This is a genomic window from Pseudomonas oryzihabitans, assembly GCF_014522265.1.
Lineage (GTDB): Bacteria > Pseudomonadota > Gammaproteobacteria > Pseudomonadales > Pseudomonadaceae > Chryseomonas > Chryseomonas aestiva.
Map to the genome: position 1 here is coordinate 3,269,983 of NZ_CP017024.1, position 19,585 is coordinate 3,289,567.

General features: G+C 64.4%; 17 protein-coding genes. 9 read left to right on the plus strand and 8 right to left on the minus strand.

What is annotated here, in order from left to right:
* Positions 1–2: 2 nt before the first annotated feature.
* Positions 3–3,191, minus strand: a complete 3,189-nt coding sequence (locus tag BGI51_RS15090; RefSeq protein WP_187978838.1) for a helicase-related protein — start codon at positions 3,189–3,191, stop codon at positions 3–5.
* Positions 3,192–3,565: 374 nt separating this feature from the next.
* Positions 3,566–4,459: a LysR substrate-binding domain-containing protein gene (locus tag BGI51_RS15095; protein WP_187978839.1), complete on the minus strand. Its 894-nt coding sequence runs from the start codon at positions 4,457–4,459 to the stop codon at positions 3,566–3,568.
* Between the two features lie 223 nt (positions 4,460–4,682).
* Here BGI51_RS15095 and BGI51_RS15100 point away from each other — a divergent pair, with 223 nt between their 5' ends.
* The 9 genes from BGI51_RS15100 to BGI51_RS15140 all read left to right on the plus strand — a co-directional run bounded on the left by BGI51_RS15100 (position 4,683) and on the right by BGI51_RS15140 (position 13,079).
* Positions 4,683–5,756, plus strand: coding sequence for an ABC transporter substrate-binding protein (locus tag BGI51_RS15100; RefSeq protein WP_252977091.1), 1,074 nt, complete (start codon positions 4,683–4,685; stop codon positions 5,754–5,756).
* A gap of 232 nt (positions 5,757–5,988) precedes the next feature.
* Positions 5,989–7,062: an ABC transporter ATP-binding protein gene (locus tag BGI51_RS15105; protein WP_187978840.1), complete on the plus strand. Its 1,074-nt coding sequence runs from the start codon at positions 5,989–5,991 to the stop codon at positions 7,060–7,062.
* Positions 7,049–7,921, plus strand: coding sequence for an ABC transporter permease (locus tag BGI51_RS15110; protein ID WP_187978841.1), 873 nt, complete (start codon positions 7,049–7,051; stop codon positions 7,919–7,921). Before BGI51_RS15105 ends, BGI51_RS15110 begins: the two co-directional genes overlap by 14 nt.
* Before the next feature lie 5 nt (positions 7,922–7,926).
* On the plus strand, positions 7,927–8,724 hold the full coding sequence (locus tag BGI51_RS15115; RefSeq protein ID WP_042135782.1) for an ABC transporter permease: 798 nt from the start codon (positions 7,927–7,929) through the stop codon (positions 8,722–8,724).
* Positions 8,721–9,860 (plus strand): NAD(P)/FAD-dependent oxidoreductase, encoded by a 1,140-nt coding sequence (locus BGI51_RS15120; protein WP_187978842.1) that lies wholly within the window; start codon positions 8,721–8,723, stop codon positions 9,858–9,860. The genes BGI51_RS15115 and BGI51_RS15120 overlap by 4 nt, the downstream gene beginning before the upstream one ends.
* Entirely contained in the window at positions 9,850–10,197 is a 348-nt protein-coding gene (locus BGI51_RS15125; RefSeq protein ID WP_042135778.1) for a (2Fe-2S)-binding protein, read from the plus strand. Before BGI51_RS15120 ends, BGI51_RS15125 begins: the two co-directional genes overlap by 11 nt.
* Positions 10,194–11,579 carry an NAD(P)/FAD-dependent oxidoreductase gene (locus tag BGI51_RS15130; RefSeq protein ID WP_187978843.1) on the plus strand — a complete coding sequence of 462 codons (1,386 nt, stop codon included), beginning with the start codon at positions 10,194–10,196 and terminating at the stop codon, positions 11,577–11,579. Before BGI51_RS15125 ends, BGI51_RS15130 begins: the two co-directional genes overlap by 4 nt.
* Positions 11,580–11,592: 13 nt before the next feature.
* Complete coding sequence (locus tag BGI51_RS15135; protein ID WP_252977092.1) at positions 11,593–12,759, plus strand: NAD(P)/FAD-dependent oxidoreductase; 1,167 nt, start codon at positions 11,593–11,595, stop codon at positions 12,757–12,759.
* Entirely contained in the window at positions 12,720–13,079 is a 360-nt protein-coding gene (locus BGI51_RS15140; RefSeq protein WP_187978845.1) for a RidA family protein, read from the plus strand. Before BGI51_RS15135 ends, BGI51_RS15140 begins: the two co-directional genes overlap by 40 nt.
* A gap of 98 nt (positions 13,080–13,177) precedes the next feature.
* Here the strand turns inward: BGI51_RS15140 and BGI51_RS15145 are convergent, their stop codons facing one another.
* The 6 genes from BGI51_RS15145 to BGI51_RS15170 form a co-directional block, all read right to left on the minus strand.
* Positions 13,178–13,918: a DeoR/GlpR family DNA-binding transcription regulator gene (locus BGI51_RS15145; RefSeq protein WP_187978846.1), complete on the minus strand. Its 741-nt coding sequence runs from the start codon at positions 13,916–13,918 to the stop codon at positions 13,178–13,180.
* Between the two features lie 55 nt (positions 13,919–13,973).
* Positions 13,974–14,657, minus strand: a complete 684-nt coding sequence (locus tag BGI51_RS15150; protein WP_187978847.1) for an SDR family NAD(P)-dependent oxidoreductase — start codon at positions 14,655–14,657, stop codon at positions 13,974–13,976.
* Between the two features lie 11 nt (positions 14,658–14,668).
* Positions 14,669–15,799: a sialidase family protein gene (locus BGI51_RS15155; protein WP_187978848.1), complete on the minus strand. Its 1,131-nt coding sequence runs from the start codon at positions 15,797–15,799 to the stop codon at positions 14,669–14,671.
* Complete coding sequence (locus BGI51_RS15160; RefSeq protein ID WP_187978849.1) at positions 15,786–17,198, minus strand: sodium:solute symporter family protein; 1,413 nt, start codon at positions 17,196–17,198, stop codon at positions 15,786–15,788. Before BGI51_RS15160 ends, BGI51_RS15155 begins: the two co-directional genes overlap by 14 nt.
* A 78-nt stretch (positions 17,199–17,276) precedes the next feature.
* Positions 17,277–18,602: an MFS transporter gene (locus tag BGI51_RS15165; protein ID WP_187978850.1), complete on the minus strand. Its 1,326-nt coding sequence runs from the start codon at positions 18,600–18,602 to the stop codon at positions 17,277–17,279.
* A 27-nt stretch (positions 18,603–18,629) separates the two neighbouring features.
* The gene (locus BGI51_RS15170; protein WP_187978851.1) at positions 18,630–19,580 is read right to left on the minus strand and encodes a phosphoglycerate dehydrogenase; all 951 of its coding nucleotides are present in this window, start codon (positions 19,578–19,580) and stop codon (positions 18,630–18,632) included.
* Between the last annotated feature and the right edge of the window lie 5 nt (positions 19,581–19,585).

Below are 19,585 nucleotides of genomic sequence, written 5' to 3' on the forward strand. Positions count from 1 at the left end.
GCTCACTCCTGGGGCAGTATGACCATGAAGGCGATCACTTCGAAGTCGTTGCTGCCGGCGAACTCGCCCTTCATCGCATGGCTACCGGCTGGGTTGAATAAGCTGGCGACGGCCCGCTCTTCACTCTTGCCGGCTACGGATGACACTGCAGCTGCCAGCAGGCTTTGTGCATAGCGCATGTCTTCGCCTAGCTTGGTGAGCTCGTCGAATCGGTTGCCAGCGGTGGCGTCAGGCAGTTCGCGGCCAAGGGCCAGGCGCTTGAGGCGATCCAGAATGCGCTTGGCCTGGGTGAAGGGCAGTAGCACGGTTTGGTCTTCTGCCACATGGATGAGGTAGTGGGGTGCAAGTGGGTAGCCATCGCTGATCTTGTCGGCGGCTTCTCCCTCAGCACGCAGGCAAAAAATAATGCCGGGCGGTATGTCCTCGTCACGTGTTGTAGTGATGGCACAGGCACCCAGCGGCATGTTCTCCAACACCCCCGGATGGGCCTTGAGGTACTGGGCGAGGTCGATACGGAAGTCGGTGAGGGTGAGGTCGGTAATCGATACGCCACTGGACAGGTCTTCCAGGTCGATGACGGCATCCTGCAGCTTGAGCAGCTGCTTGCGGCGGTATTCCAGATCGTTCATCGCATCGCCGGACTGCGCTTCGATCAGGTTCTCTTCCCCGGTGGCGGATACGTCTAGCAGAACCATACGACCACTGACGCGTTGCTCCAGGTTGATATATTCCTCCAGCTCCATATTGGGCCAGAAGTTGACCAACTGGATGTGCTGGTTGGGTGAACCGATACGGTCGATTCGACCAAAGCGCTGGATGATCCGCACCGGGTTCCAGTGAATGTCGTAGTTGATCAGCCAGTCGCAGTCCTGCAGGTTTTGGCCTTCGGAAATGCAGTCGGTGGCAATCAGCAGATCCAGCTCGCCTTCCTCGGCCATGTCGGCAGGGCGCTCTTTCGAGCGTGGAGAGAAGGTAGTCAGTATGGATGCCAGATCGGTACGCAGACCGGGGATCGTAGTTTGGTTGCGGCCGGAGCCGGTGACCAAGGCCGTTTGCACGCCCAAGGTTTCATTGGCCCAGGAGGCGAGCTGCTCGTACAAGTAGCGCGCCGTGTCGGCAAAGGCGGTGAAGATAATGACTTTGCGATTGCCAGGATTGATCGGGCTCTGGCACTTCTCAGCGAGCATCTTGCGCAGCTCTGCCAGTTTGGCATCACGCTGGGGTTGTACTTGTTGTGCTGCAGATAGCAGCGTGGCCAGGCGATTGCGATCTTCCAGCAGATCTTGCTTCCAGCGCACCAGGTCGACGTCACTCAGTAGCACCTTGACCTTGCGTCCGACCAGCAGTGCTTCAAACGCCGGATCGTCGATGTCGACATCGGCGATGTCGATTTCTTCAATTTCGTGGGCGTGCTGCTCGATACGTTCGAGGGTGCGTTCGACATCTTTGAGTTGCCGTTCGAGGGTCAGCGCAAACGACGACACCGCGCTTTCCATGCGCTTGAGGACGTTGATGCGCAGCAGGTGGATCAGACTCTCCTCGCGGTCAGCCTGGCGGAAGAAGCTTTCGCCACCGCGGATCTCGGTGCTGTATTTGGCGTCGTAAGCCGCTTGCTTGTGCTGCAGGACGTAGCGCAGCGGCGCATAGCTTGCGAGGTTGAGCCGGCGAATCTCTTGGTTGATTTCGCGAATGGCGCGAAATTGCCCAGCAGCATCCACGTCAGCCTTGATGTTGATCGGGGGCAAGCGTGTGGGGAAACGGCCGGTTTCGGTGGTGCCGTAGTACTTCTCGATATGTCGACGCGAGCGGGCGATGGTCAGCAGGTCGAGAAGGGTAAAGTAGTCGAAGCCAAGCATTTCGACCAGGCGCTCCGGGGTCTTCTCGCGCTCGTCCAGATCCAGCCAGCGATTGAACTGCAGCTGGGCTTTGCGGGTGGTGGCTTCGATGCTGCTGATACCGTGCTCAAACAGAGCGTTGTCATCACCCTCGGTCACGAAAGCGATCTGGTTACGCAGGTCAGCCAGCCGGTTGTTGACCGGGGTGGCGGACAGCATCAGGACTCGGGTTTTTACACCCTCGCGGATGATTCTGCGCATGAGGCGGTCGTAGCGTGTTTCCTGCCCCTGGCGTGGGGCTTTCTTGTTGCGGAAGTTATGCGACTCATCGATCACGACCAGGTCATAGTTGCCCCAGTTGATGTGGGACAGATCGAGGTCGCCGGAAAGTCCGGCCTCGCGAGAAAGGTCGGTATGATTGAGAACGTCATAGTTGAAACGGTCTGACGCCAGCACGTTGCGCCGGTCATTTGCCTTGTAGAGCGTCCAGTTGTCACGCAAGCGCTTTGGACACAGCACCAGCACACGGTCGTTGCGCAGTTCGTGGTATTTGATGACGGCAAGTGCTTCGAAGGTCTTACCCAGGCCCACACTGTCGGCAATGATGCAGCCGCCAAAGCGGTTGAGCTTGTCGATGGCCCCCACGACGCCATCGCGTTGAAATTTGAAGAGCTTGTTCCAAACCACCGTGTTGCGGATGCCAGTGGCGGATTTCACCACGCGATCCTCATCCAGCCCGTCGTCCTTTTCTTTGAAGAGCTGATGGAGAACCAGGTTGTACAGCGTGGCCGGCGAGCGCTGCTCGGCAATTTCGCGCAGTGCATTCAGCAGCTCGGTTTTATCGCCGGGGCGGGCATTCAGGGTTTGCCATTGGTTATCAAACCAAGGTGCAAACATGGCCGCCTCCTGGGGCGACTCGCTGGCTTGGATCAGGCTCATGGGGTTGCCCGGCGTGATACCGAGGCCATCGGTGGTCAGCGCGAAGGAGCCCATGACGACCTGGTCGGGCGCGCCGACAGCATCCCTCAGTAAACCGATCCCTTGAGGGATAACTGAATTAGCGCGTTTCAGCTCGACCTTGGCATTCAGCCAATCGTGGCAGCGTTTGGCGAGGCTTCGGGTAGTGAGGCGATTACGTGCGGCTCGGTCTGCTTCTCCGCCGAGCAGTTCCAGGCTCTCGCTATCGGACGGCAGAATCAACTGAACTTTGCGCAGCTGAGCAAGGGCTTTGGCCAGTTCAGAGAATGCAAACAAGGAGAGCCTTGGGGAGGCACAGGCTAGCTGGTGATCCGCTTTCATTCGCTCGTTGAGCAAATCGATCACTCGGTCTTGGCCGGCGTTCTGAATCAGTCTCATTAAGTATACCTTTGCATGATTCACATCCTGCTGATCAGCATAGACGTCCTGACCCTCATTCCTCACCTCGCCCGAATTTATGACTTTGCGTCCATCTTTCACAGTGAGGCAGCTGATCTACTCAGCGAGGCCAGCCCGCAGCGATGATCGGCGCTATTGATCCTGTCATTTTCCTCAGCTATCTGAGCGCGCCCGCATGGCGACTATCGAAACTCTGGTGGCTGGTCAAGCACCGTGGCTGCCTCTAAAGCTCGCCGCAGGGGAGCGCATTCTGCTCGATGCTCGTGCCCAATTCCTCTTTCGTATTCTTGAACCACGCCGTGAGAACCGATCGCCCGGATCACTTTGGTGCTAAATAAGCCCTGCGAATGGTTTTAGTAAGGGAAATGAATCGAGTAATGCTTACGTAAAGCTTGAATAAAGTCCGTCGCCAGCGGCGTCTGGCCCGACCCCGCCGGTGCAACTACGTAAACCGGAAACAACAGCTCGGGCTCGAAGCGGTGGATGGTGATGCCCTTGTGCAGGAAGTCTTGGGCGACGTTCGGGCTCATGAGGGCTGCGCCCATTCCGGCGGCCACCATTTCGCAGGTGATTGAGCTGTATTGGCCTTCCACGGCGAGCTTGCGTTCGACACCGGCCTGCTCGAAGACCCTGTCCATCTGCTCGCGGGTGCCGTCGCCGTGGCAGAGCGAGACGAAGTTCTCGCCGTGGAGATCCTGAGCCCTGATGACCTCCCGTGACGCTAGGCGATGGCCTGGTGGTAGCACGCAGACGGCGCGGAGTCGGGTGATCAGTAGTGTTTCCAGAGGGCCAGCGTCGCTGGGCTGGACTACTACGCCAAGATCGCAGAATTGAGACTGCACCCACTGCACCACTGTGGGCGAGGCGTTCATGTGCAGGGAGACGGTCAGCTCTGGACGGGTCGCAACGAAGTCCTTGATGACGTGGGGAATGAGCGTGAGTCCGGTAGAGGGTACCGCGGCGATACGCAGGCGGCCGGTACCGAGGTTACGGATGTTCTTGGCTGACTGACGCAGGCTGTCCAGCCCTACATATGCCCGTTCCACTTCCTGGAAGAAGGCGCTGCCTTCCTTCGTGGGTATCAGCCGTACCCCCGCGCGCTCGAACAGTTTGAGTCCGGTGCTCAACTCAAGCTGGGCGATAAGTCGGCTGACATTGGGCTGCGAGGTGTGCAGGGCTTCGGCGGCCGCGGTCATGGAGCCTAGACGCATCACGCTGCGGAAGGCTTCGATCTGCCTGAGATTCAACAGAGCTCTCCATATCAAATATGAATACTTAACCCGTACCTTCGTATTTGACCCTATGGGTTTAGGCTGACAATACTCGGTCACAAGCCAAATGGCCCCATAAAAAGAAAGCGTTTCCGAATGGCGGTTACCGCGATGTCCTCGGAGGCGGATGCATGGATCTTCCGGTCGTGTTCTCACGACGTTCTCGATCTGCCGCAACGCAAAAAAGGGAGCATTGCCCGTGACCAGTCCGTATCTCGTCCGTACCTCATCCATCTCCTTGCGTCAGGGGTTGTCCGCGCTGCTGTTGGCCGCAGCGGGCGCTGGCATGACGCTTCCCGCTCACGCTGAAACGACGCTCTACGTGGCCGGCGTCGGCGGTTCTACCGAGCAGATGTACAAGACCCGCGTCATTCCCGCCTTCGAGAAGGCGCATGGGGTCAAGGTCGTGTATGTGTCGGGCAACTCGACTGAAACGCTGGCCAAGCTGCAGGCGCAGAAGGGGCGGCAGCAGATCAACGTCGCCATGATGGACGACGGCCCCATGTACCAGGCGCTGCAGCTTGGGTTCTGCGAAAAGCTCACGGATGCGCCTGTCTACCAGGACCTGTATCCCCTGGCGCGCCTGAGTCCCGAGGCCACGGCAGTGGGTATGGTCGCCACCGGGATCGGCTACAACGAAGAAGCCTTCAAGAAGCGCGGTTGGGCGGCCCCGACGTCCTGGACCGATCTTGAAGATCCCAAATATCGGCAACTGCTGGGCATGCCGCCGATCACCAATACCTATGGATTGCATTCACTGATCGAGATGGCGCGGCTGAATGGCGGCGGCGAGAAAGACATCGATCCGGGCTTCGCGGTGTTCGAGAAGAAGATCGCGCCCAACGTGCTGGCCTGGGTGAGTGCGCCGGGCGAGATGGACGGGATGATGCAGAACGGTGATGTGGTCATGGCGGTGTACGGCAGTGGCCGGGCGGTGGCGTTGCAGAACACCGGCTTTCCGCTCAAGTTCATCTATCCGAAGGAGGGTGCCGTAGCCCTCCAGGTGGCCGCCTGCTCCGTCACGCCCAATGCGCAGTCCGAACTCTCCCAGCAATTCATTCAGTACGTGCTGTCGCCAGAAATCCAGAAGATCCAGTCCGAAAGTAACGGCTTCGCGCCGGTGAATCGCACCGTGAAGCTGCCGCCAGAACTGGCTGCCCGTATGCCTTACGGACAGGAAAAGGTCGACAGCCTGCTCAAGGTCGATTGGGACACCATCAACCAGAAGCGTTCCGAGTGGACGACGCGCTGGAACAGGACCATCGAGCGGTAAAGGGCATGTCGACCAGACGGCGATGAAGTGACACCGGGATTGCGGCTGGGGAGGAAGGCGCCTTCGGGCTACTTATCTACCCGCCACAGCGCCAAGCCCTGAATCCATTTCACCATCGTCCGGTTCCGACTCGCTCAATGATCGAGTGGCTGGTTTTTCCCTAGGAACCGGTCGCTCCCACCTCCCTTGTACGAACAGTGATCACGCCCTCGTGATCGCCGGAGGCATGCCCATGGCTTTCCTGATCCTCGACGGACTCGTCAAAACCTATGGTGACTTCACCGCCATTGCCGGACTCGATCTGGCCGTGGAGAAAGGCGAATTTCTTTCCCTGCTCGGCCCTTCGGGTTGCGGCAAGACCACGACGCTGCAAAGTGTTGCGGGTTTCGTACAGCCCAGCGCCGGGCGCATCGTGCTGGACGGTCGTGACATCACCCATGTCCGCCCGGAAAAGCGCGGACTGGGGATGGTGTTCCAGAGCTATGCCCTGTTTCCCCACATGACCGTGGCCGAGAACGTCAGCTTCGGCCTGGAGATGCGCGGTGTCCCGCGTAGCGAAAGGGCAGAGCTGGTGAAGTCGGCGCTCGACATGGTTAGGCTGCAGGGCCTGGGCGAACGCTATCCCAAGGCATTGTCCGGCGGGCAGCGCCAGCGGGTGGCCATCGCCCGGGCACTGGCGATCCGCCCGGACCTGTTGCTGCTGGACGAGCCGATGTCGAACCTTGACGCCAAGCTGCGCGAGGACATGCACATCGAGTTGCGCGCCATCCAGCGCGACCTCGGCATCACCACCATCCTGGTCACCCACGACCAGGTTGAAGCGATGACCATGAGCGACCGCATCGCGGTGATGCACGGCGGGCGCATCGTGCAGATCGGTTCGCCGTTCGAGACCTACGAGCGGCCCCAGTCGCCCTTCGCCTCGAGCTTCCTGGGCAAGACCAATGCCTTCCCTGGCGCCGTCCATAACCGCAAGCCACGCTGCTACGAGGTCAAGGTCGATGGCCTGATGCTGCACGTCCCTCATGAGGGGCATCAGTTCGACGGCGATGTAAACGTCTACCTGCGTCCGGAAAAGATTCGCCTGGCCGATCCTGCCGACGCACGCTTGCGCGGCACGGTGCGCATGCGGGTGTTCCTCGGCAACCTCTGGCTGATCGGTGTCGAGAGCCACCTGGGGCCGGTGAATCTGACGCAACCAAACCTCGGCGCGCCGCCGCCGCTGGAAGGGGAGGAGGTGGGCCTGACCTGGCTGGACGATGACCTGCGCCTGCTCGGCCGGGAGGTGTCCCATGACCACCTATGATGCCGAGCGTGTCGGCAGCGCGCCCTGGCTGCTGACCGGGCCTGCGCTCCTCGTGTTCCTGACCTTGCTGGCAGCGCCGCTGGTGCTTACGGCCATGCTGTCGTTGAACCTGTTCAGCGACACCAAGGGCGTCATTCCCGTGTACTCGCTCGCCAACTACCTGGAGGTATTCGGCGACGACTATTTCCACGAGATCTTCTTGCGTACGGGCGGAATGGCGCTCGCCGTGACCGTGTGCTCGGTCCTGATCGGCGTGCCGGAGACGCTCATCATCGCTCGCATGCGAGCACCCTGGCGGTCGCTATTCCTGCTCGTGGTGCTCGGTCCGCTGCTCATCTCGGTGGTGGTGCGCACCTTGGGATGGGCCATCCTGCTGGGCAACAACGGGCTGATCAACCAGGCGTTGCAGGCGTTGGGCATCATCGATTTCCCTATCCGCATGATGTTCACCCAGTTCGGCGTGGTGCTGGCGCTGACCCATGTGCTGGTGCCCTTCATGGTGATCGCCGTCTGGGCCAGCCTGCAGAAGCTCGATCTGCAGGTGGAGCAGGCCGGCCTGTCGTTGGGCGCTTCGCGGATGACGACCTTCAGGCGGGTGGTGCTCCCGCAGATCGTGCCGGGGATCCTCTCGGGCTCGATCATCGTCTTCGCCCTGGCGGCCTCGGCTTTCGCCACCCCCGCGATCATTGGCGGACGTCGCCTCAAGGTGGTCGCCACGGCCGCCTACGACGAATTCCTGGGTTCGCTGAACTGGCCGCTGGGCGCCGCCATCGCGGTGCTACTGCTGATCGCCAACCTGGTGATCGTGGTGGGCTGCAGCCGGCTGGCCGAGCGCCGTTTCAAACACGTCTTCGAGTGATCGCCATGTACCGGAACGGTTTCTTCTCCCTTGCCTTTCATACGCTCTTCATCGCCTTCATCGTCGCGCCGCTGGTGGTGGTGATGGCGGTGTCCTTTACCGGCGAAGGCTTCATCTCGCTGCCCTCCGGTGGCCTGTCGCTGCGCTGGTTCCAGGCACTGTGGGCCAATCAGGAAATGGTCGATGCCTTCTGGCTGTCGCTCAAGCTGGGCCTGGTGTCGGCGACGGTCGCCACCCTGCTAGCGGTCCCCGCGGCGCTGGCCATCAGTCGCTACGACTTTCCCGGCCGCGGGGCGATCACGGGCTTCCTGATGTCGCCGCTGATGATTCCCTCGGTGGTGCTGGGGATCGCCTTCCTGCGCTTCTTTTCCCTCGCCCAGGTGGGCGGCTCGCTGTGGGCCCTGAGCATCACCCACGTCATCGTCGTGCTGCCCTATGCCTTGCGGCTGACCCTGGCGTCCACCATCGGCCTCGAGCGCGATGCGGAGCACGCGGCGCTGTCCCTGGGCGCCAATCGGCTGCAGACCTTCTGGCGGGTGATCCTGCCGCGGATCCGCACCGGCGTGGTGGGTGGCTGGCTGCTCGCCTTCATCCAGAGTTTCGACGAGCTGACCATGACGGTCTTCGTCGCCACGCCAGGCACCACGACCCTGCCGGTCGCCATGTACAACCAGATCGCCCAGACCATCGATCCCCTGATCACGGCGGCCTCTACGGTGCTGATCCTGGGGACCCTGGCGGTGATGCTGCTGCTGGATCGGCTCGTTGGCCTGGATCGCGTGCTGATCGGAGAGAAGCAATGAACGACAGCAGCATGTCCACCTCGGCAGAGGTCATCGTGGTTGGCGGTGGATTGGTCGGCATGGCGGTCGCCTATGGCCTGGCAAAGGCCGGTACCAGGACGCTGGTGCTCGACCAGGGCGATGACGCCTTCCGCGCCTCGCGAGGCAACTTCGGCCTGGTCTGGGTGCAGGGCAAGGGCTTCGACCGCCTCGAATATTCCCGCTGGACGCGGTCCTCGGCGCTGGCCTGGGCAGGGCTGGCCGAGGACTTGCTGCAGGAGACGGACGTCGATGTCCGCCTGAAGCAGCCCGGCGGCTTTCATATGTGCTTTTCCGATCAGGAGTTGGCAGAGCGGCAGGCGCGGCTGGCCGGTATGCAGGCGGGCCTGGGTGATTACCCCTTCGAGATGCTCGACCGAGCAGATCTGCGGGCACGCTTGCCCGGTATCGGTCCGAAGGTCGTCGGGGCGAGCTACACGCCCATGGATGGCCACGTGAATCCGCTCAAGCTGCTGCGCGCTCTGTACGCCGGGGCGCGGCACCACGGGGCGACGATACTGGGGCGGATGTCGGTCGAGCGGATCGATTCCGCGCCGGGCGAATTCGCCGTGGTCACGCCGGGGCAGCGCTTCACCGCGCCGCGCCTGGTGCTGGCGGCAGGCCTGGGCAATCGAGCGCTGGGGGAGCAGGTCGGGCTGCATGCGCCGGTCGCGCCGAATCGGGGGCAGGTATTGGTCAGTGAGCGGGTTCGCCCCTTCCTCGACTACCCGACGATCAATGTGCGCCAGACCGACGAGGGCAGCGTGCAGCTCGGCGATTCCATGGAGGAGGTCGGCTTCAACGACCTGACCACTACCGACGTGCTCGCCCGGATCGCCCAGCGCGGCGTCAACACCTTTCCGCTGCTGGCTGATGTACGCCTGGTGCGCGCCTGGGGCGCCTTGCGCGTCATGAGCCCGGACGGCTATCCGATCTATCAGGAGTCCGCTTCGCATCCCGGTGCCTTCGTCGTCACCTGCCACAGCGGCGTGACCCTGGCCGCGGCGCACGCGACCCGGATCGCGCCCTGGGTCCGCGGCGGTGTTCAGCCGGAAGAGCTGGCGGTGTTCGCTGGCGAACGTTTTCTTACGGGGGAGGTGTTTTCCCATGCCCACTGATTCCTTGTTTCGCCGCATCGATGCCGAAGGCGGCCGCCTCATCACCCTGACCTTCGATGACCAGGCCTTCCAGGTACCGAGCGGTCTCACGGTTGCCGCCGCCTTGCTGCTGGCCGGCGTACGGCAGTTCCGCACCTCGCCGGTGGGCGGTGAAGCCCGTGCACCCTATTGCATGATGGGCGTGTGCTTCGAATGCCTGGTTGAGATCGACGGGGTGCCGAGTCGCCAGAGCTGCCTGATCGAGGCGGCCGACGGCATGCGTATCCGTTCGCAGCAGGGCGCCCGGGAGCTGCCCTTCACCGCTGCCGAACCCGTGGTGATGGAGGTGCAGCCATGAATCTCGAACCTGTGGACGTCGTCGTCATCGGCGCGGGCCCGGCCGGCATGGCCGGGGCCCGCACCCTGGCGGACCTGGGACTCTCCGTCGTGCTGCTGGATGAGCAGTCGGCGGTGGGCGGACAGATCTATCGCGGTATCGACAGCGCCTCAGCGGCACGGCGTACGCTGCTCGGGCCGGATTATGCGGCTGGCGCCGACTTGGCGAATGCGGTGAAGAGCACGACCTTGCGCCATGAGACGGGTGCCTCCGTCTGGCAGATCACCCGCGAGCGTCAGGTGCACTATCTCAAGAACGGACAGGTACGCTCCTTCGCCGCCAGGGCCGTGCTGCTGGCGACCGGTGCGATGGAGCGACCCTTTCCCATTCCCGGCTGGACCCTGCCCGGTGTGATGACCGCCGGAGCCGCGCAGATCCTGCTCAAGACCGCTGGCATCGGTCCGCAGGGACCGGTGGTGCTGGCCGGGTGCGGACCGCTGCTCTACCTGCTCGGCTGGCAATACCTGCGGGCGGGTATACCCATTGCGGGCCTGGTGGACACCAGTCGACGTGAGGATTACTGGCGCGCCCGTGGGCACCTGCTGGCGGCGCTGCGGGCCTGGCCCTATCTGCGCAAGGGCGTCTCGCTGCTGCGCGCCCTGCGCAAAGGAGAGGTCCCGCACTACACCGGTGCCGAACAACTCCAGGTCGAGGGGGAAGGGCAGGCGCAGGCGCAGGCGCTTCGCTTCGTCGTCGATGGGCAGTCGCATCGCTTGCCGGCCAGCACCGTGCTGCTGCACCAGGGTGTGGTGCCGAACATCCAGTTCACCCAGGCGCTCAGGGCCCAGCATCGTTGGGATGACGCGCAGCTGTGCTTCGTCCCGGAAGTCGATCAGTGGGGCGCGCTCGACGTGCCCTTCATCTCGGTGGCCGGCGATGGCGCGGGCATCGGTGGTGCCCAGGCGGCCGCGCTGCAAGGACAACTCTCGGCACTGGGGCTGGCGCGTAGTCTTGGCCAGATCACCCCGGCCCAGCGCGATGCCCAGGCCGCTCCCTTGCGTGCGGAGCTGGAGCGCAACCTGCGTATCCGCCCCTTCCTCGATGCCCTGTATCGCCCGCGCGAGGAGAACCGGATTCCCGCGCGTGACGACGTCACCATCTGCCGCTGCGAAGAGGTAACGGCGGGCGACGTCCGGCGCTTCGTCGAGCTGGGCTGCAGCGGGCCCAATCAGGCGAAATCCTTCGGGCGCTGCGGCATGGGTCCCTGTCAGGGACGCATGTGCGGACTGACCGTCACCGAGATCATCGCCAAGTCACGCGGACTCACGCCCGACGAGGTGGGCTACTACCGCATTCGGCCACCGATCAAACCCATCACCCTGGGAGAACTCGCCAGTGGCTGACAGGACGGCGGACGTGATCGTCATTGGCGCCGGGCTGCATGGGTTGAGCACGGCCTGGCATCTCGCGCAGCGCGGCGTGCGGGTGGTCGTGCTCGAAGCCGACTATGCCGGGCGACATGCCTCCGGGGTGAACGCCGGCGGGGTGCGGACGCTTGGCCGGCACCTGGCGGAAATCCCCCTGGCGCTGGCGTCGCGCGCGCTCTGGCACAACCTGCCGGCGCTGCTGGGGACGGATGCGAGCTTTGTCGCCAGCGGTCAGCTCAAGCTGGCCGAAAGCGACGAGGAGCTGCAGGAATGTCGGGACCGAGTCGCTCACCTCCAGGCGCATGGTTTCTCCCATGAGGTGCTCGTCGATCGGCAGGAGGTCTTCGAACTCCTGCCGACGGTGGCGCCCCATGTGGTGGGAGGCATCTGGGTGGCGGACGATGGCTACGCGACGCCTTACCGGGTAGTGACGGCGGTTCGGCAGGCAGCGGAGCGCCTGGGCGTGGTGCTGCATGAGCAGACGCCTGCGCTAGCCATCATGCAGCGAGGCACCCGTTGGCAGGTCGAGACGCGCCAAGGGCGGTTCGCGGCGGACCAGCTGGTGGTGACGGCCGGTGCCTGGGCGGGGCGCCTGGCTGCCGAAGTGGGCGAGCCGGTACCCACCTATCCGCAAGGCCTGATGTTGATGGTGACCCACCGGGTAGCGCCCTTCTGCAGGCAGGTACTCGGCGCCACCGGCCGCGCCCTGTCCTTCAAGCAATTCGACAACGGCACGGTGGTCATTGGCGGCAAGTTGATCGGAGCCCTGGACTTCGATGCCCGCCACGGCGAGGTCGATATCGCTCGGCTCGTGACCAGCGCCCAGACCGTGACGGATCTCTTTCCGCACCTCAGGCATTTGGGCATCAACCGCGCCTGGTCCGGTATCGAAGCCTTCACCGAAGACGATCTGCCCGTCATCTCAAGCAGCAGTCGCGCCAGTGGCCTGACCTACTCGTTCGGTTACTGCGGCAGCGGTTTCCAGATGAGTCTCGGCACCGGCCAGCGCGTCGCGCAGCTGGTGCTGGGCGAGTCTTCACCCATCGATCTCGCGGCCTTTGCCATCGATCGCTTCCACAGAGATTTCTCAACCCCCAGGCAACCCAAGGAGCCTATATGCAACCCATTACCCGTATCGAAACCAACCAGCGCATGAGCCGGGTCGTCCAGTACAAGGGCGGCATCACCTTCGTCGGCGGCCAGACGGCCAATGATCGCACCCAGGACATCAAGGGGCAGACCGCGCAGGTGCTGCAGAAGATCGACGACTACCTGGCCAAGGTCGGCCTGGACAAAACGCGCATCCTCAGCGCCCAGGTGTGGCTGTCGGACATCCAGGCCAACTTCGCCGGCATGAACGAGGTGTGGGACGCCTGGGCCCCGGAAGGGCAGGCACCTGCACGGGCTACGGTGGAGTCCAGGCTGGCGGCGCCGGAATTGCTGGTCGAGATCGCCATCGTCGCGGCGGGGGAGTGAGGCAGGGCGCATCGACTCGCGTGAGGCGGTGCGCCTATCCGTAATCACCCGCGGTTGGCGACGCCGGGGGCAGGTCGCTCAGGACACCACTTCGACCCTTACCAGGCCCTGCTGCCTGAAGGGGTCAGGACCTCGCTCGCCGTCGCATCGGTGATCAGCGTCCAGTCCGTCTTGAGCGGCGTCCAGTGTTGCTGGCGATCACGCCCCAGCTTGGTCGAGTCGGCAAGCACGAAGACCTCGGCGGCCTGCTGGATCATCAGCTCCTTGAGGTAGGCCTGCTCGGTACTGGCCTCGCAAAGGCCGCGGCCGGCGACCACGCCGTCGGCGCTGAGGAAGACCTTGTCGGCCGACAGCCGCTCCAGCATGGTGAAGGCCGCCGGGCCGAAGGTGGACATGCTGCCGGGGCGCAGGTCGCCGCCGAGCAGGGTGACGTGGCCTTCAGGCAGATCACGCAGCAGCGGCACCGCCAGCAGGTTGTTGGTGATGACGTGCAGACCACGTCTTTCGTTGAGCAGCTTGGCCAGGGCTGCGGTTGTCGTGCCGCCGTCCAGCACCAGGGTGTCGTGGTCGTTGATATGGGCGAGGGCGGCGCGGGCCAGCAGGGCCTTTTCCGGACCGGACTGGTTGCTGCGTTGCTCCAGGGACGGTTCGGGCTCACGGGTGCCGATGTGCGTCGCGCCGCCATAGGTCCGCAGGATCTGGCCTTCTTCCGCGAGGGCGGTCAGGTCGCGGCGGACCGTGGCTTCGGACACCCCCAGATGCCGGCACAGGGTTTCGACGTTGGTGTGACCGGCGAGAACCAGTTCGAGGATGGCCTGGCGACGTTTGGCGACCTTCATGAGGAATCCATCGGGAGAGACCGCGCTACTCTAGCGCAGTCACGCTTCCCCCACATCACAGCGACGCGCCACCGCAGACCGTCAGCGTCTGGCCGGTGAGGGCGCCGGCATCCGGACCGAGCAGGAAGGCGGTCAGGCCCGCGACCTCTTCGGGCTGCACGTAGCGACCCAGTGGCGGCAGTCGCGGCGGCGTGCCGGCGCGACCCGGATCGCGCAGCATGGGCGTCTCGGTCGCCCCGGGCGCCACCAGGTTCACGGTGATGCCACGCGAGGCCAACTCCAGCGCCCAGGAGCGTACAAGACCCACCAGGGCTGCCTTGGTGGCGGCGTACTGGCTGCGTCCAGCTGCGCCTTGCATAGTGCGGCTGCCAATCAGCACGATACGACCGCCTGCGGCGAGGCGCTCGATCAGGCGGTCCACCAGCCGGCTGGCCACGGCGACGTGCAGGTGCCACATGGCGGCGCCATCGGCCGGATCCAGGGTGCCCAGCGGTGCTGTACGCATGAAGCCCGCCGCATGGACGATGGCGTCCAGCGGGCCAATATCAGCCAGCACGGCATCCAGTGCCTGGTCATCGGCCAGGTCGACGCCGATCCAGGTCAGCGCCGGGTGCGGCTGCTCGGGCGGGCGGCGGCTGAGGCCGGTCACCTGCCAGCCCTCGGCGAGCAGGCGCTGGGCGATGGCGGCGCCGATGCCGGAGCTGACGCCGGTAATCAGGGCATGAGGCTGAGTTGTCATCGCCGTCTCCTCTAACGCAGCGCGGCCAGCGGCAGGCGGACGTGCTTGATGCGCTGACGAAAGTAGGTGAAAGCCAGGTGGAGATCACCGTCGGGCGCTTGCACCAGGCTCGGATAGGAGTACTCGCGATTGAGCTTTTCGGTGGAGTTGTTGGTCAGGCAATAGCCATCGCCAGCCTCGATATCCAGGCGCCGCCAGCTCTGACCCTCATCCGTGGACACGGCCAGGCTCATGGGGCCGCGCGGCACGCCCCAGACGGCGCTACGCTCACCGTCCTTCGCCACCGGATCGACGCGACTGTCGCCGTCGTCGATCTCGTCATAGAGCGAGGCGCGGCGTTCGCTGTAGTCGGCGGCGCTGGTGGGGTTGTAGGCCACGACCAGTTCGCCGCTGGTGAGGCGAACGAACTGGATGGAGGAGTTGTTGTTGGGCAGGGCCGTCGGGGTGGGGACGCTCCAGCTGCGCCCGCCATCCTGGGAGCGGCTGGCGTGGATGAAGTCGGCCCAGCGACTGCGGAACAGCGCCAGCAGGCTGCCGTCACCCAGCAGCTGGATATTCATGTGCACGCAGCCGGTGCTCTCGGGTACCGCATGTTCGGTCCAGCTGCGGCCCTGATCGCTGGAAAGCAGCACGGCGCTGGTGTCATGGCTACCCACCCATTTCTCGCCGGGGCGGGCGATGCAATGGAAGATCGGCAGCAGCCAGTCACCATTGGCGAGCACCACCGGCGGCTGGCGAACAAAGGTCCCGGGGGTGTCGATCAGGGTCTCGATGGCGCCCCAGCTGTGGCCGCCATCCGTGGACAGCCGACGACGGACGATAGCGGTGTCCTGATTGCCAGCCACCTGGGCCGTCCATAGCAGCCACAGCGGGCCATTCGGCGCTTGGAACAGGATGGGGTTCTGCTCGGAGCGGGTCGAGTCGTCCGACAGTTGCACGGGATCGCTCCAGGTACCACTAGCCGGATCGCGGCGGCTTAGCAGCACCGAGATGTCGGCCTTGCCTTCCTGGGTCCCGGCGAACCAGGTGCACAGCAGGGTGCCGTCGGGCTGAGCCAGCAGGTTGGCGGCGTGGTTCTGTGGATAGGGCGTCGGCAGGAAGCTGTCCTGGCGGCCGGCGATGGCGATTTCAGTGGTGGGCATGGGGGACCTCGGCAGGGGCGGCTTTGGCGGCAGACTGGGGGAAGAGACGTTCGATGACCACGACGATGGCGGGCGTCGCCAGGGCAACGTACATGTTGTCGATGCCATAGGGATTGCCCAGCAGATACCAGACGCTGGTGGTGATGGTCGAGGCCAGCAGGCCCAGGGTCGCACCGCGGTTGGTGGCGAACAGCGGCAGGTAGATCGCGATCATGGCGATCACCGCGATGGACAGGCGCAGCGCCCGGGTGAAGAACGACAGGTTGAGGATCTCGGGCACGAAGAACACGAAGAACAGCGGCACGAAGCCGATGATCAGGGAGATCACCCGGGTGGCCTTGAATTCACGCTCGGGCGTGGGCTTGCGCAGCGGCACGTAGAAGTCGCGGACCACCAGCGAGGCGATGGCCAGGGCCACGGTGCTGACGCTGACGAAGATGGAGGCGACCAGGGAGATGGTCACCACACCGGCCAGCACCGGATGCATTGACTGCAGGAAGACGGGCAGCGCGTAGAGGCTGCTCATCTCCGGATGCAGGTACCTGGACGCGACCCCGATGAAGCCCAGCGCCAGGGAGATGGGGATGCACAGCAGCGAGGCATGGAAGGTGGAGCGTTGCGCGGCCCGGGCATCCTTGGTCGAGGAGATTGCCTGGATGATGAACTGGGTGGAGAAGATCGCCCCGACGGTACCGATGATCCAGGCGAAGATCTTGCTGCCGCCAATGGCGCCGTCCCAGGTGAAGTAGTGCTCCGGCATGTTCTGCATGACCGGGGTGAAACCACCGGTCATGTGCAGGGCCACGCCCGTGACGATGAGCACGCCCACGTACTTGACCGCGGTATGCAGGATGCTGACGTAGGCCACGCTGTTCAGCCCGCCGAACGCGTAGTACAGGGTACTGACGATGGCGGTGATGAAGGCCGCGGTGGGCAGGTTGATCTTGAGTACCGTGGCGATGGCCGCGGCGCCGCTGACGTAGTTGCCCACGTTCACCAGCAGGAGGGCGTAGATCATGATGATCGACACCATCAGCTTGGTGGACAGGCCGTACTTCTGGGCGATGAAACCGGAGATGGTGAATTCGCCGGAGGCGTAGAGCTTGCGCGCCATCAGCAGGCCGAACAGTGGGAAGCCGATGGCCGCGGCGATCACCGACCAGGAGGCGGCGAAACCGCTCTCGAAGGCCGCCTGGGCGGTGCCCACCGTGGACTTGGCGCCGATGAACTCCGACATCATCAGGATACCCACCACGAAGGCCGGCATGCTGCGCGCGGCCACCATGAATTCGCCGCTGGTGCGGCTGCGCAGGCGGATGCTGAGCCAGGTGGTGAAGAGGATGTAGACCACCACCATCCCGATGATGATGGCGGTGCTTTGCACGTCGAACGTCTGCATGGAAATCGCTCCGTGTTGTTGTTGTACGAGCTTTTTCACAGGGCGCCGACAGGCCGCCGGCGCCCTGAACGAGGAACGTCAGTGGCTGGGTTGGCCGGCGCCCAGCAGGTCCGCCTCCGGGTCGTCGTCGGTGACGATGGGTTCCACCCGGCCGAGCAGGAACAGGTAGTTGAGGATGGCCGCCACGATCAGCGCCGCCGAGAACAGCAGGGCGATGTTGAAGGAGCCGGTGGTGGCGACGATGAAGCCGGTGACGATGGGGCCGACCACGCCGCCCATGTTGGAAACCGAGTTCTGCAGGCCGGCCAGCATCGAAGTCATGCCGCGCGGGGCGATATCGCCGGGCATGGCCCACACCTGGGTGGCAGCCACGGTGGTGCCGGACTTGGCGATGCACAGCAGCACGATGGCGATCCAGGCCGACTCGGCGAAGGCGGCCAGGCCGATGCAGGAGGCCATCAGCAGGCCGACGATCAGAAAGGTCTTGCGGATCGTGGTCAGCGAATAGCGGCCACTGCGGTAGATGCGGTCCGACAGCCAGCCGGCGAAGACTTCCACCACCATGGCGATCAGCAGCGGCAGCGCCGCCATGAAGCCCATGGAGATGAGGTCCATGCCCTTTTCCTTGACCAGGTAGGTGGGCAGCCAGGTGATGAAGAAGTAGGAGTTGTAGTTGATGAAGAAGAAGCCCAGGCACATGGCCCAGACGTTGCGGTAGCGCAGCAGCTCGTACCAGCGCATGGCCGGCTTCTCGCCATTGCCTTCGCGGCGCCGCTGGCCTTCGCGGATGTAGCGCAGCTCGGCCTCGTTGATGCGCGGGTGGTCTTCCGGATCGTTGCGGTAGAAGGCGAACCAGGCCAGGGCCCAGAGGATGCCGAGGGCGCCGCTGATGACGAAGGTCAGCTTCCAGCCGAACAGTGCGATCAGGCCGACGATCAGCGGCATGGCCACCGCGCCGCCGAACTTGGAACCGCTGTCGAAGATGCCCGAGACGGTGGCGCGCTCCTTGTCGGGAAACCAGCGCGAGGTGATGCCGGCGTTGCTCGGGTAGGCCGCCGCCTCGCCGATGCCCAGTCCGATGCGCAAGGCGAACAGCGACTTGAAGCCCGTAGCGAGGCCGGTCAGGGCAGTCGCCAGCGACCACCAGAGCACCGCGCCGCCCAGCGTGGCCTTCTGACCGAAGCGGTCGGCCAGCCAGCCCGCGGGCAACTGCAGCAGGGCGTACGACCAGAAGAAGGCCGACATGATCAGCCCCATCTCGGTCGCGTTGAGGGCGAATTCCTTGCTGATGAAGGGGGCGGCGGCGGAGAGCACCACCCGGTCGATGTAGTTGATGGCGATCGCTGTCCACATCAGTCCGGCGATGATCCAGCGAATCCTGGTGGCCTTGTTGTTGTTATCCATGATCAGGTTCCGAAAGGGGTAGGGGGGTCAGGGGGCGACGACGACGGACTCCAGGGGGCCGTTGCCGGTGAGGGCGGCGACCACGTTGCGGGCGCAGGTGAGGCTGAGGATGTCCAGGGCGCCGGGGGTGTAGCCGGCGATGTGCGGCGACACCACCACGGTGGGTAGCTGGTACAGCGGGTGCTGGTTGGCCGGTTCGTCCTCGAACACGTCCAGGGCCGCGCCGCCCAGGTGGCCGCTGAGCAGTGCCTGGTAGAGCGCCTCTTCGTCGACGATGCCGCCGCGGGCCGCATTGATCAGGTGGGCGCCGGGCTTCATCAGGCCGAGGCGACGGCCGTCCAGCAGGTGGCGCGTGGCATCGGACAGGCCGATGTGCAGGGTGACGAAGTCGGCTTCGGCGAGGAGCTCGTCGAGGTCGCGGAATTCGATACGTTCGCGGTCGGCGAAGGCCTGGTCGGGGTAGGGGTCGTGGGCGATGACGCGCATGGCGAAGCCGCTGGCGCGCCGCGCGACCTCCTTGCCGATGCTGCCCAGGCCGACGATGCCCAGGGTCTTGCCGTGGACGTCCGCGCCGAACAGCCGTGGCCAGTCGCCGGCGCGGGTCTCGCGGTCGGCGCGGGCCACCTGGCGCGCCGAGGCCAGCAGCAGGGCGAAGGTGTAGTCGGCCACCGCATGGCGGTTGGAGTTGGGCACGTTGCAGACGGTCACGCCGTGGGCGCGGGCCGCGTCCAGGTCGAGGTTGTCGACCCCGACGCCGTGCTTGCACACCAGGCGCAGCCCCGGCAGCGCGGCGAAGGTGGCGGCGTCGAACAGGTTGAAGGCGGTGATGGCCGCCTGGCAGTCGCCGGCCGCGGCGATGAAGCCCTGGACATCGATGTCGGCCGGGACCACCACCAGCTCGATGCCGTGGCGGGCCAGCAGCTCCAGCGGTTCCCGGGAGTACTTGGCGAAAGAGGGCGAGGTGCAGATGACTTTCATGGTCG